At 63.1% G+C, this 13774-nt stretch carries 11 protein-coding genes and 1 tRNA gene; 3 read left to right on the top strand and 9 right to left on the bottom strand.

The window, feature by feature from the left end; all coding sequences use genetic code 11:
- Window positions 1-207: 207 nt before the first annotated feature.
- From CJEIK_RS11020 to wzm, 8 genes are all read right to left on the bottom strand, one after another.
- The gene (locus CJEIK_RS11020; protein WP_115597310.1) at window positions 208-840 is read right to left on the bottom strand and encodes a GtrA family protein; all 633 of its coding nucleotides are present in this window, start codon (window positions 838-840) and stop codon (window positions 208-210) included.
- Window positions 833-1549 carry a GtrA family protein gene (locus CJEIK_RS11015; RefSeq protein WP_005292428.1) on the bottom strand — a complete coding sequence of 239 codons (717 nt, stop codon included), beginning with the start codon at window positions 1547-1549 and terminating at the stop codon, window positions 833-835. Before CJEIK_RS11015 ends, CJEIK_RS11020 begins: the two co-directional genes overlap by 8 nt.
- A 248-nt stretch (window positions 1550-1797) precedes the next feature.
- Window positions 1798-2706, bottom strand: a complete 909-nt coding sequence (gene glfT1 / locus CJEIK_RS11010) for a galactofuranosyltransferase GlfT1 (protein ID WP_005292425.1) — start codon at window positions 2704-2706, stop codon at window positions 1798-1800.
- Window positions 2707-2709: 3 nt separating this feature from the next.
- On the bottom strand, window positions 2710-4518 hold the full coding sequence (locus CJEIK_RS11005; RefSeq protein WP_115597311.1) for a long-chain-fatty-acid--CoA ligase: 1809 nt from the start codon (window positions 4516-4518) through the stop codon (window positions 2710-2712).
- A 346-nt stretch (window positions 4519-4864) separates the two neighbouring features.
- The gene (locus CJEIK_RS11000; RefSeq protein WP_005292422.1) at window positions 4865-5980 is read right to left on the bottom strand and encodes a hypothetical protein; all 1116 of its coding nucleotides are present in this window, start codon (window positions 5978-5980) and stop codon (window positions 4865-4867) included.
- Between the two features lie 562 nt (window positions 5981-6542).
- Window positions 6543-6869: a type II toxin-antitoxin system HicB family antitoxin gene (locus CJEIK_RS10995; RefSeq protein ID WP_005292420.1), complete on the bottom strand. Its 327-nt coding sequence runs from the start codon at window positions 6867-6869 to the stop codon at window positions 6543-6545.
- Between the two features lie 857 nt (window positions 6870-7726).
- Window positions 7727-8515 (bottom strand): galactan export ABC transporter ATP-binding subunit Wzt/RfbE, encoded by a 789-nt coding sequence (gene wzt / locus CJEIK_RS10985; RefSeq protein ID WP_005292416.1) that lies wholly within the window; start codon window positions 8513-8515, stop codon window positions 7727-7729.
- Between the two features lie 9 nt (window positions 8516-8524).
- On the bottom strand, window positions 8525-9412 hold the full coding sequence (wzm, locus tag CJEIK_RS10980; RefSeq protein WP_005292415.1) for a galactan export ABC transporter permease subunit Wzm/RfbD: 888 nt from the start codon (window positions 9410-9412) through the stop codon (window positions 8525-8527).
- 376 nt (window positions 9413-9788) lie between these two features.
- Between wzm and CJEIK_RS10975 the strand changes: the two genes are divergently transcribed.
- On the top strand, window positions 9789-11117 hold the full coding sequence (locus CJEIK_RS10975) for an aminotransferase class V-fold PLP-dependent enzyme (protein WP_050760799.1): 1329 nt from the start codon (window positions 9789-9791) through the stop codon (window positions 11115-11117).
- Between the two features lie 9 nt (window positions 11118-11126).
- Complete coding sequence (locus tag CJEIK_RS10970; protein ID WP_077536103.1) at window positions 11127-12017, top strand: EamA family transporter; 891 nt, start codon at window positions 11127-11129, stop codon at window positions 12015-12017.
- A 51-nt stretch (window positions 12018-12068) separates the two neighbouring features.
- Here the strand turns inward: CJEIK_RS10970 and CJEIK_RS10965 are convergent, their stop codons facing one another.
- On the bottom strand, window positions 12069-13070 hold the full coding sequence (locus CJEIK_RS10965) for an NAD(P)H-quinone oxidoreductase (RefSeq protein ID WP_005292409.1): 1002 nt from the start codon (window positions 13068-13070) through the stop codon (window positions 12069-12071).
- 90 nt (window positions 13071-13160) lie between these two features.
- On the opposite strand from CJEIK_RS10965, the gene CJEIK_RS10960 reads away from it, so the two are divergent.
- Window positions 13161-13245: transfer RNA gene (locus CJEIK_RS10960), tRNA-Ser, on the top strand.
- Window positions 13246-13774 lie beyond the last annotated feature (529 nt).

Below are 13774 nucleotides of genomic sequence, written 5' to 3'. Positions count from 1 at the left end.
GGGTGCCTAACGGGTTGGAATGTCGCTAGATCGGGAATACGTCGGCGCCCGCGGTGCCTTGCAAAAATCCACAACGCTCTGACCTGCGGTTATGACAATCTGCAAACCGATGCCATTAACGCATTCCCGTTCTAACGACATATGGGCACCGGTGAGGCTTCCGGAAGCCTCCAGCCAGCCCGGCTAGCGCTTAAAGATGCAGCCCGGCTAGCGCTTGAAGATGAGGAACTTCTGGATCAGGAAGTTCAGCACCGTCGCCGTGCCCTGGGCAATCACAAAACTGATCGCACGCACCCAGAACGCATTCAGGTCGAAGCCTTCCAGCCACGGGATAGACACCTTGTACAGCCCCCACTGCACAGCAAAAGTCAGCCCGTAGGTTGCCATGGTGATGACGAATCGGCGCCCACTCGGCTCCGCCTGGAAAGTCCACCGACGGTTGATGAAGTATGCCGTCAGGGTGCCCAGCACGAATCCCAACGCCTTGGCCACGCCATCGCTCAAGCCAAACGCAAAGGTGAACAGCGCCGTGGAGCCGAAGTCCACGATGGCGCTGAAGCCTCCGACCAGCACAAACTTCACCAGCTGCGACTGAATGATGCGCTGCGCCCGGGTGGTGTGCTCAGACTGAAAGTTATCGCCAACCCGGGCGCCCTGCTCGGCAGTGGCATTGTCGGCAGCGGCGCCGGAAACCGCGTGGGGCTCGCTGACATCGGTACCGCCGGCACCGGAAACAGCAGCGGCCCCGGAAACAGCGCCGGCGCCATTGGAGCGCTCGGCCCCATTGGAGCGGCTGCCGAGCTGGGGCGAGGGGGCGTCATCAAAAGAAGGCTTAGACATCCGCATCACCCGCACCGGCACCAGAACCAGCATCGCCAGTCCGTGGCTCGACCACGCGCACCACCCGGCTGGCCTCGCGCGGCTTCGCGCGGAACGTCCACAGCTTGTTGAACAGGAAGTTCGCCGGCACCGCCAGGATCACGCCAATGAAGTTGCCCCAGTACGCGCGCGTGCGCAGCCCCGTGGAGTTATCGAAAATGTCGTGCGGCAGAGCGATCGGCGACTCGGGGTTCACCAGCGCCGTCGAGACCACCAGCGTGATCAGCAGTCCGAACACGCCCACGGCCATGAACTGCGGCAGCTGCTTCCACCAGGCGCGCTTCGGCTCGTGGCGGAACGTCCAGTAGCGGTTCAGGCAGAAGTTCCAGATGTTCGCCAGCAGGAACGCCACCACGGAAAACACGTGGTACCAGCGGAAATGGTACTGGGTTCCGAGGAGGTTCATGAACGCATCCTGCACGTGAATATCCCAGCCGGCCTCCGCGAGCTTCTTCGACAGCACGAAGATCGCCTGGTTGACCACAAACCCCGATGCGCCGACGATCCCGAATTGGATGAACTGCCGCGCGACGTTGCGGCGGCGGTGCGCGCGGGAGGCTGCTGCGCCTTCGGCGTTCTTCTTATTGACGCCAACGTCTTCAGCGGGCTTGGTGGGCTCAGCGCTCGGGGTGGTCTGGGTTTCGGACACGGTCACTTCGGCTAACTTCATCCTCGGTTAGGTGGTGTTAGGCGGCGCCACCGGAGGCGACCTTGGGCAACGTCCTGGGTTTCAGGAGCTCTGGGTTCCAGGGCTGCTCGAGGGCTGCTCCAGGGCTGCTCAAGTGCTGCTCGGGGCACCGCGATAGTCACTTAAGACTACGCCTGTGACCGGGTAAAAGGGAAAATCCTGGCCGGTGTGTGCGCTTAAAAAGTTGCTTAGAACTCCCGCGACTGAGCCCATCCCCGCGCCCCGCCGCGCTAGCGCCCCGGCCGGCGGAACTGCTCGCGCCGGCCGAGCGCGTGCAGCCGCAGCCATTCGGCGAACCCCCTCGGATCCTTCTTCTGCACTAGGAAGAACCATCCGAAGCGGGCGTATTCCTGCGGCAGCAGCTTGCGCATCCCCGGCTGGCTCATGATGTACCCGCGGTTGCGGTACGTGAAGTAGCGCTTGAACTCGTTGTCCGGGTACTGCGTGTGCATCTTCCCGCCGAGAATCGGCTTGAACTCGTCCGACCCGTCGGGGTGCAGGTAAGCGCAGGTCAGGCACGTTCCAAAAGGCAGGCCGCTGCGGACCAGGCGGCGGTGGTACTCCACTTCGTCGCCACGGATGAAAAGCCGATAATCGGGCACACCAATTATTTCCATCGCCCGCGCACTGATCAGCGCGCCATTGAACAGGCTGGCAATCCCCGGCAAGAACGAACCCTCCAGCTCGGATAGCGTCCGCCGCCACACCAACCCCTGGCGCAGCGGAAAGGCCAGCCGCTCCGGATCCTCGATGTTGCATACCACCGGGCTGATTTCCTCCAGCCCCTCGCGCTCCGCAACTTCCTGCAGTGTGGCCAGCACGTGCTCGTCGGCGGGGCGCCCGTCGTCGTCAGCGCACCAGATCGCGTCGGCTCCCAGGGACAGCGCCGTCAGGAATCCCAGCGCGAAGCCGCCGGCCCCGCCCAGGTTCGTCGCGGACCCCACGTAGTGGCCCCGCGACCCGCACACCGATTCCACCAGCTCGCGCACCGCCGGGTCGTTGCCGTTATCCACAACCACCACGTGCGCGACCTCCGCGCCCTCCTGGTTTGCAACCTGGCGCAGCGAGGCTTCCAGCAATTCCACGCGATTATGCGTGACGATCACTGCGGCGACGGTGTCTTTCCTGCTCAGCGGCATGTTTTAGGCCTGTTCTTTCTCTGCTACTAGCTCCTGCACCTCGCGCCGGCGCACCTTGCCCAGCTGGTCGGCAGGCAGCTCTTGGAATGCATGGAATACCTTCGGCACCTTATACGCAGTAAGTCGTTCTTTGGCGAAGGCGCGGAAGTCGTCGGCGTCAATAACAGCACCGTTGGCCAGAACCACAGCCGCAGCGACGGTCTCGGACCCATCCTTGCGCTGCACGCCCACGACGGAAGCCTGCTCGATGGAGGGGTGTTCGCACAGGACTTCCTCGACCTCGGCGGGGTAGACGTTGAAGCCGCCGGTGATGATCATCTCCTTGATGCGGGAGACGATCTTCAGGTAACCGTCGGACTCCATGACGGCCATGTCGCCGGTGCGGAACCAGTCCTCGTAGAAGGCGTCGGCGGTGGCGTCCGGGCGGTTGAGGTAGCCCTTGAACACCTGCGGGCCGCGGACGACCAGCTCGCCGGCCTCCCCGTCGGGCATGGTCTCGGCGGGGTTGTCCGGGTTGGCGATGCGGATTTCGGTGGAGGGGAAAGGCACGCCGATGTAGCCCTCGCGGCCCTTGCCCATGGGGTTACCTGCGATGATCGGCGCGGTTTCCGTCAGGCCGTAGCCCTCCACGATGTTGCCGCCGGTGCAGCTTTCCCACTCGCGGACGGTCTCTGCGGGCAGGGCGCTGGCGCCGCTGAAGGAATTGCGGATGCCGGAGAGCGGCATGTCGCGCTTCGCAGCTTCCTTCATAATGTTCTGATACAGCGCGGGCACTCCGGGCATCCAGGAGGGCATGTTCTTCTTCATCACGCGCATGACCAGCGGCATTTCAGGCGCGGGCAGCAGTTGGATCTCGCCGCCGATCATCGGCGCGAGGGTGATGTTCATGGTCAGGCCGTATGCGTGGAAGATCGGCAGCGCGGCCAGCATCACCTCCGGCTTCGGCCCCTTGCCCAGCCCCTTCACCCACGCTTGGCCCTGGCGCAGGTTCGCGATGAGGTTGCGGTGAGTCAGCACGGCGCCCTTCGGCTTGCCGGTGGTGCCGGAGGTGTAGAGGATCAGCGCGGGGTCGGTCGGGTCGATCTTTTTATTATTGACGCCCCCACGCAGCCACTTCTCGCCATTTCCGCCCGTGCGCATGAAGCTCTTCCAGGAGACGGCGGCTGGCGCCGGGCCGGTGAGCTTGTCCTTCATGGCCTTGATCTTCGGGATCGGCAGCTTCAGGGCGTAGCGCAGCGAGGCAGGCATCTCGTCAGGGAGGGTGACGGCGATGACTGTTTCGAGGGGGCTGTTCAGCCGGAGGTCCTCGGCGACGTCGCTGACCTTGTCCCAGAAGAAAGCCACCTTGGCGCCGTGGTCGTTGAAGGGGTGGCGGAGTTCGGGGGCAGTGTATAGAGGGTTGTGCAGGGTGGGGACTGCGCCGATGTTCTGGATTGCGTAGAAGGCGATGAGGGCCTGCGGGCAGTTCGGCAGCGCGATGGCGACGTGGTCTCCGCGCTGCACGCCGAGCTTCTCCAGGGCTGCGGAGGCGATGGCCACCTGGTGGCCGTACTGCTCGTAGGTGGTGGCCTTGCCGAAGAAGGTGAAGGCGTTGCGTTCGCCGATCGTGTCCACCGCGTGCCAGAAGACCTCCGGGATGGTGAAGCCTGCGGGGTTTTCCGCCGGGTCGTCGAGGTCGATGGTGTGCTGCGTCCACGGGGTGTAGTGCTGCAGCCACGCCTTAGAGTTGAAGGCCTCGGATGCGGTTGCGCCGTCGCCGGCGGGGGTGCCTGCCGGGGTGCCTGCGCCGTTGTCGCCTGCTGGGTTGGTCAACTGTTTCACCTGGTTCTGCGTGTGTTCTGGGGAGGGTATTTGCTCAGCGTGGCTGCGCTTATTTGCACTGTGCACGATGCGGCTGCATTGTGAGCCTGCACTATGCACCTGCACTAGCACTGTGCGGTCAGTCACGCCTGCGCGTCCGTGACCGAGTCTAACGCTTTGGACGCTCCAACTGGCGGGGTTCTTTAATTCTCTTTTTATCTCTAGTTTGTGTCGGGTGCGCTGCTCCACTTGTCCGTCGCGCACGTGTCGCACGCGCCGGGGCGGGGCGGACGGTTCGCGAAGCTGGAGGTGAAGGCGACGGGGGCGAGGGGGCGTCAATAAGAAAGAACAAAAAGGGCTACGACCAGGCGAGCGCGCCGCCACTCCAGAGGGTGCAAGGCGGGCGGGTCGGGCGCGCGGCGAGGGTGCGGAAATGCTTGCTGACCTGCTCGATTGCGCGGCCGGAGAGGTACGTTTCCGCCGTGACGCGCAGCAGCGTGATGCCGCGGGCTTGGATGTCGTTTTCGCGCTGGCGTTCCTTGAGTAAGGCGCGCTCGATGGCCGGCGCGGTGTCGCCGTACTTGTCGCGGCCGTCGTATTCGACGGCGAGGCCGACGTCGAAGAACATGTCCACGCGCCCGATGGTCCAGCCGCCCTCGTTGAGTATGTTGACCTGCTGAAACGGCGCGGGAAGGCCGTGTTCCCAGAAGCGGATTTTCAGCTGCGATTCGCGCGGGCTTTCGGAGTGGCGGGTGATGAGGCGCGCGGCCGTGCGGGCGCGTTGGGCGCCGTGGCGGATGGGCTGCCCACTCTGCCAGTCAAGCCATTTGCGCCACTCGTGCCACGTGATTCTCCTTGTGTGTAGCGCGGCTTCCGTGGCGATGACGGCATCGTCCAGCGAATGACGAAGCCCCAGGTCATGGCACGTATCCAGCAGTCCGCTGCTCCAGATCTCGCCGAACTCTGTGGGGATCAGCACAGCGCGCTGGCCTTGCCCCGGCGCCGCGAGGTAGCGCTCTGACCTGCCGTTTCTTCCCATCAGGCTTCTTTTTGGTGACGCCAACTCCACCGTCTCCGGCGGCCCGAACTTCTCTAGGGGCAGGCCGTGGAGGAAGGCTGCCGATTTGCCCGCCACGACGGCCGGGATTTTGTGGGAGTAGCGCAGGTATTCTGCCACGATGAAGGCCTGCGCTTGGATTTCTGCCGCGTTCGGTTGTTGGCCGATCTCGCGCCAGAGACCTGCGGGTATGTAGATCCCGCGGGCGAGGCGGACGGCTTCGCCTCTCTCGGCCCAGCGTTGCCATTTCCGGGCTTGGGAGGGGTCGATTCGGCGCACATCGACCAGGTGTTTTACGGGCTGGTGATGCTTGGCTGGCGTGTAGGCGCTGGGTTTGGTGGATGCTGGCTTGGTGGGTTGGGCGTTTTTGCTGGTGGCGGATGTGCTGGTGCTTGCGTTGGTGTTGTCCCCCGTCATGGGAGGTATTCCTACGCCTTTTGCGTGAGTAGTGTGTTTGGAATCTGGTGCACTGAGGATAAATTGTGGACGGCATCTGACTTATCCACAGGCGCAAAAATTTTTTGATGCCAAGTTCCCCGTGGCGGTGTACAGGAGCTGCAATTTCGCGCGGCTTCCTGGGTGGAAATGTTGACAGGCCACCTGCAAACGCTGACAACCAACCTGCAGATGTCGTTAGATCGGGAATGGGTGGTTCGCTCGAGGCCTTTGGGGGTATGGCCCAGTCGGAAATGTCGTTAGATCGGGAATGGGTGGCTCGCTGAGGGGTTCCGGGGGTTGTCTTTGGGTGGGAATGTCGTTAGATCGGGAATGGGTTAATGGTATTGGTTTGCAAATAGGTAAAATCGCAGGTCAGGGCTTTGAGGATTTTTGCGGGGCTCTGCGGGCGCCGACGTTTTCCCGTTCTAGCGACATTCCGGCCCGCCAAGAGCCCCCACGCAGCCTCCGTCGCGCCGAAACTCCCAGGCCAGGCGACCGCTCCAACCGCCGCTTGCTAGTGGGCGTCAATAAAAATCCGCAACTACCGCGCCGCCAACTTCTGATTAACCAGCGTATTCAGCGAAACGCCCTCCGATTGCGCCTCGATCGCCAGCATCCGATGCAACGACGGCGAAGTTCGCACGTTGAACTTCCCCGAGAATCGCCGCAACCCCAGCGGCTCCGGCACAGTCTCCCCGGCCTGCGTCATGTCATCAACGACTTCGGCCACCAGGTCCAGCAACCCAGCTTCGGCCTGCGCGCGGTCGGGGGCCAGCCATGAAAGCGACGGGAACTCAGTCACGGTTGCGACGAACTCCTGATCTTCGTCTGACCAGGCAGTTTGGTAGGTGTACTTGTGCACGTCCATGGTTATCGCTCGCCTTTCTTTCGGCTAGATTCCAGCTTGTCGACGGCCCGCAGGACCTGTCGGACCTGGTAGGGCTTCGCTTTCCCGCTGGAGTTTTGGATGTTCACGCGCGGGTCGCCGCGCCAGGGTGTTTTGTATGTTCGGTGGGAGGTTTTGGTTGTTTGCCGGCTTTCAAAATAATGGTCGCAGACCTTCGTGAGCTCGGTAAAGCGGATGCTCGCGGGCGCTCTGCGCATTTTCTCGAGGATCTCGGGGACACTGTTGCCCATGCGGCGATAGTACCACAGGTGGTACTATATGTTCTTTCTTCCTGACGCCCCCAGCCTCTCCCTAGCTCCACTTATGTCGCTGGGGTGTGCGGCGGGCTGGGTTGGCGGGGGGGTTCCGGAGGCTGCGGCCCGCTGGAATGTCGTTAGATCGGGAATGGTGGCCGGCTGAGGGGGCTCCGGGAGGTGTCTTTGGGCGGGAGTGTCGTTAGATCGGGATTGGTGGCCGGCTGAGGGGGCTCCGGGAGGTGTCTTTGGGCGGGAATGTCGTTAGAACGGGAATGGGTTAATGGGACTGGTTTGCAAATAGGCAAAAGTGCAGGTCAGAACGTTGTGGATTTTTGCGGGGCTCTGCGGGCGCCGACGTTTTCTCGATCTAGCGACATTCCGGCCTTGCGGGGGTTGCTTGAGCCTGATTTAGCTGGTGCTTTCCCGTTCTAGCGACATTCCGGCCCGCCAAGAGCCTCAGTCGCCAGGCGAGGTCAGCAGGCGCCCACCCCCGCCAGCGCTAACCCTCAGCAGCTCCGCGAGCATCAGCAAACTAACGGCAAAACTAACCCCGGCCCAGAACCTTCAGCACCCCAGCCAGCACTAACCCCGGCCCAGGTCCTTCAGCACCCGGCGGACGTGCTCGCCAGCCTCCGGCCCCTCGTAGGCCTCAACCACATCATCCACGCGCCCGACCTTCCGGATCTCTCCGTGGTCGATCCACAGCGCACTGTCACACAGCTGCGCCAGGAATTCGTTGCTGTGCGAGGCGAAAACCAGGATGCCGCTCCGCTCAACCATCTCCACCAGCCGCCCGCGCGCCTTAGCCATGAACGCCGCATCCACGGCGCCGATGCCTTCGTCCAGCAGCAGAATCTCCGGGTCGATGCTGGTCACAACCCCCAAGGCCAGGCGAATCCGCATACCCGTCGAGTATGTTCGCAGCGGCATATCCAGGTATTCCCCGAGCTCGCTGAATTCCGCAATGTCGTCCATCTTCCGCCGCATTGCCTTCCGCGTCTGCCCCAGGAACAGCCCGCGGATCATGATGTTTTCGTACCCGGAGATCTCCGGATCCATGCCCACACCCAGGTCGAACACGGGTGCCACGCGCCCGCGCACAATCGCGGACCCGCGCGTCGGCTCGTAAATCCCACTGAGCAGGCGCAACAAAGTGGACTTGCCGGCGCCGTTGTGCCCAACCAGGCCGATCCGGTCACCGTCCTGCAGATGCAGATTGACGCCCTTAAGCGCCTCCACCATCACCGTATTCGACGAGTTCCTGCCGATCGCGCCGCCGGCAGCCCCCAGGAATGTCTGCTTCATGGAGCGGGTCTTCGCATCGAAGATGGGGAAGTCTACGCAAGCGTCGTAAGTGTCAATCGAAACCATTTTCGTCTCCTAAACCCAGTAGCTCACGCGGAAGCGCCAGCGGCGCATCACCAGCAGAGCCAGCGCAAGCCCGATCACCGTCAGCACGCCCACGATGCCCCAGTGGTAGGCGGGGACTGGCTCGCCGATCATCGGCCCGCGGACGATCTCCAGGTAGTGGTACAGCGGGTTAATTTCCGCAATGCGAGCTCGCTCGGCCACTGCCCCGCCTTGGTCGCGCAGGGTTTTGGTGGTCCAGACGATGGGCGTCATATAAAAGGCCAGTTGGACGAGCGAATCCAGCAGCGGGGCTACGTCGCGGAACCGGGTGGCGATGATGCCGAAGAACATGGTCACCCAGATGCCGTTGGCGATCATGAGGGCCATGGCGGGCACGACGAGCAGCACTTCCCAGCCGAGCGATGGGCGGAACACGGCCAGCAGCACGAGCCAGATCACGAGGTTGTGCAGTAGGAAGAGGAATTGTTTCCACACCAGTCGGTATACGTGCACGGACAGGGCGGAAGGCAGTTGCTTGATCAGCCCTTCGTTGGCGATGAACACCTCGGAGCCGTCCTTGATGCAGCCGGAAATGAAGCCCCACAGGATCAGGCCGACGGCGACGTGCGGCAGGAAGCTCGCCAGGTCTTGCTGGAACAGCAGGCTGTACAGCAGGCCGAGGGCCAGGGCCATTACGCCGGTGGCGATGGTGATCCAGAGGGGCCCGAGGGTACTGCGCCGGTAGCGTTGCTTGATGTCTTGCCAGCCGAGCGCGAGCCAAAGTTCGCGCTGCGCAAGCCCCTTCTTCAGGTCCGCCCACGCGGCGCCGAAGGTTTGGGAGTTGCTAGCTGGGATGTCGCCGTCTGCCGCGGCGGTGATCCGCTGTAGATCCGCGGCCTCTGGCATTTTTTGTGACATGTGGTCCTGCTTCTTGTTACTGCTTCGCGTTTTCGTTGCTGTTGCTTTGAGGCAGTCTATTTTACTTTGTGACGCCCACACCTCCTATTTCCGGCGAGTCCCGCTTTCGCTTTAGCTGCTGCGACCGGGCGTGGTGTTGCCTGTCCGGATTGGGCGCTAGTATCGGTTGAGGTTAGTCCCCCAGCTCGCTTGCGGTGGGTCGTGTCCGGCTCCTCGCAGCGAGTCCCTGCCTAGCGCAGTGGTCCGTTTCGCAGCCGGGTCGGGGAATGGTCATCGCCCTTTGAGGGGCGCCGCCGCGAGCCGCCAAAAGGTGGTGCGAGGTGCGGAAAGTATCGTCCGAAGCAGTTCATATATAAGGAATGTAAGGAGTAGTCCAGTGTTCGATGTACCACGGGTCCGGGGGTTGTATGCATCGCTGTCGGATGGCTGGACGTACTTAAACGCGCAGGATTTCCCGCAGGTGCCGGAGAGGGTGTCTTCGGCGGTGGCGCGGAGTTTCAGGGTGGCTTCTTTGCTGGAGCCGCCGGAGTCCGCGACGGGTTCGCATTCCCGCGCGCAGCGTCTGGGCCGCCGCATTGGTGAGTCTTTCGGAGATTCCGCCCGCACTGCGATCGCGGATCTGACGGGTGCGCGGCCGGAGAATGTGGTGCTGGGCGCTTCCCGCGAGGCGCTGCTGGATGATCTGGCGCACGCTCTGTACCGGCGCCTGCGCCTGGGCCAGGAGGTCGTGCTTTCCCGCATTGACGATCCGGCGAACGTGGCGCCGTGGAAGCACGCGGCGGATCTGTATGGCGCGCGGGTGCGCTGGGCGGAGCCGGATCTTTCCAGCGGTGTGCTGCCGGCCTGGCAGTTTACGAACTTGGTGGAGCCGGAGACCACGGTGGTGGCCGTTTCCGCTGCTAATCGTTATGTGGGCACGGTGACGGATGTGCGTGCCATCGCGGATTGTGTGCGGGCGAAGTCCCGGGCGTTGCTGGTGGTGGATGTGGATTCCTTCGCCCCGTACCGCGTGGTGGATGTGGAGCAGATGGGCGCGGATGTGCTGGCCTTGGATGTTGCCAGCCTGGGCGGGCCGAACGTGGGCGCGCTGGTGTTTAAGGACGATGCCACCCGTCAGGCCGTGTTCCGCTCTGGCCATGGCGTGGGCGTGGGCGGTGTGTCTGAAGGCCTGCTGGGTGGTGTTGCGGAGGCCGTGGACCACCTGGCCCGCCTGGATGATTCCGCCCGCGGCACCCGACGCAACCGGTTGAAGACCGGCCTGCCGCACGCCGCGGACTACCTAAATTCCCTGGCAACGCACCTGGTGGAGGGCCTGCAGAGCCTCGGCACCGTCCACGTGATTGGCGTGGATGGGGACGGCCCTGTGCTGGAGGAGTTCGCCGCCGTGGATCGTATTCCGCGCGTGAGCTTCCTGGTGGATGGTGTGCCCGCGGGCGTGGTGGTGCAGCGCCTGCTGGCCAATGGAGTGGTCGCGGGAGTGGTCGCGCCGGGCCAGTCGCAGCTGCTGGAGCGCATGGGGGTCTTCGAGGAGCAGCCGGGCGCGAACTCCCGTGGCCGTCACGTTCGCAAGGGCGCGGACTCTGGCGTGGGTTCGAACACGGGCTCGGCACTGGATCAGGCCGGTGCAGTTTCCGTCGGGTTCGCCCCGCACAACACCGTGCATGATGTGGACCAGTTGGTGCGGGTGGTGGCGTCCGTAAGATAGCGTGGCCGTGTGCTTCGACTGATTACTGCGCTTACACCGATCATTTGGGGAACGACGTACATCGTCACCACGAACCTGCTGCCGCCTGGGCGGCCGCTGCTGGCGGGTGTGCTGCGTGCGCTACCTGCGGGTTTGATGCTGCTGCTGTGGTTCCGCAGGCTACCGCGCGGGCAGTGGTGGTGGAAGTCCGCGGTGCTGGGGGTTGTGAACATCGGCGGCTTCTTTGCTCTGTTGTTCGCGGCGGCGTACCTGCTGCCGGGCGGCGTGGCGGCGATTGTGACAAACACCGCGCCCCTGTGGGTGATCGCCCTGAGCCCTGCGCTATTGGGCACGCGCATTCAGCCGTACCAGGTGATCGGCGCGCTCGTCGCTGTGGTGGGTGTGGCTTGTTTGGTATTGACGCCCGCCGCAGCCCTGAATGCCGGCGGCATCCTCGCGGGCCTAGGCGCCAGTGTCTGCATGGGGCTGGGTGCGATTCTGGCGAAGAAGTGGGGTAAGCCGGACGATGTGCCGCAGTTGGCGGTGACGGGCTGGCAGCTGACTTTCGGCGGGTTGTTCCTGGTTCCGCTGCTGCTGGTAATGGAGGGGCTGCCGGGCCACTTGACCGGCCAGAATGTGTTGGGTTATGCGTATCTGACGATCTTCGGCGCCCTGATTGCGTATGGCATTTGGTTCCACGGTTTGGCCAAGTTGGACGTGGTGCAGGTGGCGATCCTGGGCGTGCTGAGCCCGGTGACGGCGACGTTCCTGGGCGTGGTGTTCGTCGGCGAGCGGCTTTCGCTGGTGCAGTGGGTTGGCCTGCTGCTGGTGCTGGCGGCGCTGGTGTTGGTGCAGACGGGCGGGTGGCCGCGGCGGCGCGGGGCCCGCGGGAGCAGGCGGCTCACCAAGCCACGCGCCTAAGCCGCCGCGATCGCTTGCATGGCGCCGGGCCGCGAGCTCGGCCCGCCGCGCCTAGCTCTGCGGCAGCTCGAGCACGATCTTGCCGGTGACCTCCCCGGCCAGCAGCGCCTTATGCGCGGCGGCGGCTTCGGTGATGGGCATGATCCGGTCGATGTGGTGGGTGATCTTCCCACTTTCCAGCAGCGGCCAGACGTTGCGCAGGGTTTCGGCGACGATGCGTGCCTTGTCTTGCTTGTCGCGGTAGCGCAGGCCGGTAGCGCTGATGCTTCCGCGTTTGCTGAGTAGCTTGGCGATGTTCAGTTCGCCCTTCACGCCGCCTTGCATGCCGATGATGACGATGTGCCCGTCGGGGGCCAGGGCCTTGATATTGCGGTCGAGGTATTTGGCGCCGATGATGTCCAGGATCACGTCTGCCCCGCCGTGTTCGGCGAGAACGTCGGCGAAGTCTTCTTCCCTATAGTTAATAAGGATGTCCGCGCCGTAGCGGCGGCATACGTGCAGCTTTTCCTCGGAGCCGGCGGTGACGGCCACGGTAGCGCCGAGGGCTTTGGCTAGTTGGATGCCGAAGATGCCGATGCCTCCGCCTCCGCCGTGGAAGAGGATGGTATCGCCTTCGCGTAGGCGGGCGGTCATCATGATGTTGGACCAGACGGTGCAGGCGACTTCCACCACGCTGGCGGCTTCGGCGAGGCTGTACCCGGCGGGGATGGGTAGCAGTTGGCCTTCGGGCACGGTGGCGTAGTCGCTGTACCCGCCCCCGGAGAGTAGGACGGCGACTTCGTCGCCCGGGTGCCAGGGGGAGCCGTCGGGGCGGGTGGCTCCGTTGGGGTCTTCGATTACGCCTGCGGCTTCGAGTCCGATGATGTCGGTGGTGCCGCGGGGAGGGGGATAGTGGCCTTGGGCTTGTAGGGTGTCTGCTCTATTGACGCCCGCGTAGTGGATGCGCACCAGGGCTTCGCCGGGTTGGGGGTCGGCGATGCTGGTGGTTTGCCAGGCCAGGGAGCTGGGGTTTTCGGTATCGGTCAGGATGATTGCGTTTGTGGTGATGCTCATGGTCTCCACCCTAATGAATCATTGTGCGGCTGGGAATGGGTGTGTTGTGGTGTGGGGTGTAAGATGTTCTGAGCGGTATTGAGCCGCGTTGGAAGTATGGCAGAGCGGCCGAATGCACTGGTCTTGAAAACCAGCGATGGGAAACCATCCGGGGGTTCAAATCCCTCTACTTCCGCAGGTTTCGTCCCCCTGGTCGGTTTTTCCATGAACTGGCCCGGGGGCGTAGTTTTTGCGACGGGGAGGCTGGAGCCACCCCGGTTTAGGCGGGAAGGAGTTGGCAACAGATCTCAGCAAAGTCTGAAGGTTAACTTAAGGGCTTGGGGGGTAAAGGGGAGGGGTATGCGACAGAAATCATAAAGAAAGCATACATGGATTCACGTTATAAATAGCCCTATCTTCGCGCCCATTATATTTCCGAATGCGCAGGGAGAGCGCTGAAAGAAGCTCAAAGAGCATTACTTTTACTCATTGCTGGAGGGGTATATTGATAAGGTTCATGGATCGTATGTACTGAACCTTTATTTAATCTAAGAAAGTTGCAGTCGCCTTCTGGGGGAATGGGGAATAAGGTTCTTCAAAGAGACTTGCGCGCGCATGCAATTCTTGCGTAAATGCAGATCGCGACGGGTGCGGGTCATGGCGTGTGACCTTCCCGGTGCGGGTGGGTCATCAAGAAACTTAGAGAAGTCTTTAGAAAGGACTTA

The organism is Corynebacterium jeikeium, from assembly GCF_028609885.1.
Taxonomy (GTDB): Bacteria; Actinomycetota; Actinomycetes; order Mycobacteriales; family Mycobacteriaceae; genus Corynebacterium; species Corynebacterium jeikeium.
This window is presented reverse-complemented; position numbering and strand designations above follow the sequence as displayed.

Bases quoted from the DNA above. Each gene is read 5' to 3' on its own strand.
- CJEIK_RS11020 (WP_115597310.1), bottom strand. From the start codon at position 840: ATGTCTAAGCCTTCTTTTGATGACGCCCCCTCGCCCCAGCTCGGCAGC.
- CJEIK_RS10965 (WP_005292409.1), bottom strand. From the start codon at position 13,070: ATGAGCATCACCACAAACGCAATCATCCTGACCGATACCGAAAACCCC.
- glfT1 (WP_005292425.1), bottom strand. From the start codon at position 2,706: ATGCCGCTGAGCAGGAAAGACACCGTCGCCGCAGTGATCGTCACGCAT.
- CJEIK_RS11015 (WP_005292428.1), bottom strand. From the start codon at position 1,549: ATGAAGTTAGCCGAAGTGACCGTGTCCGAAACCCAGACCACCCCGAGC.
- wzt (WP_005292416.1), bottom strand. From the start codon at position 8,515: ATGGTTTCGATTGACACTTACGACGCTTGCGTAGACTTCCCCATCTTC.
- CJEIK_RS11000 (WP_005292422.1), bottom strand. From the start codon at position 5,980: ATGACGGGGGACAACACCAACGCAAGCACCAGCACATCCGCCACCAGC.
- wzm (WP_005292415.1), bottom strand. From the start codon at position 9,412: ATGTCACAAAAAATGCCAGAGGCCGCGGATCTACAGCGGATCACCGCC.
- CJEIK_RS10995 (WP_005292420.1), bottom strand. From the start codon at position 6,869: ATGGACGTGCACAAGTACACCTACCAAACTGCCTGGTCAGACGAAGAT.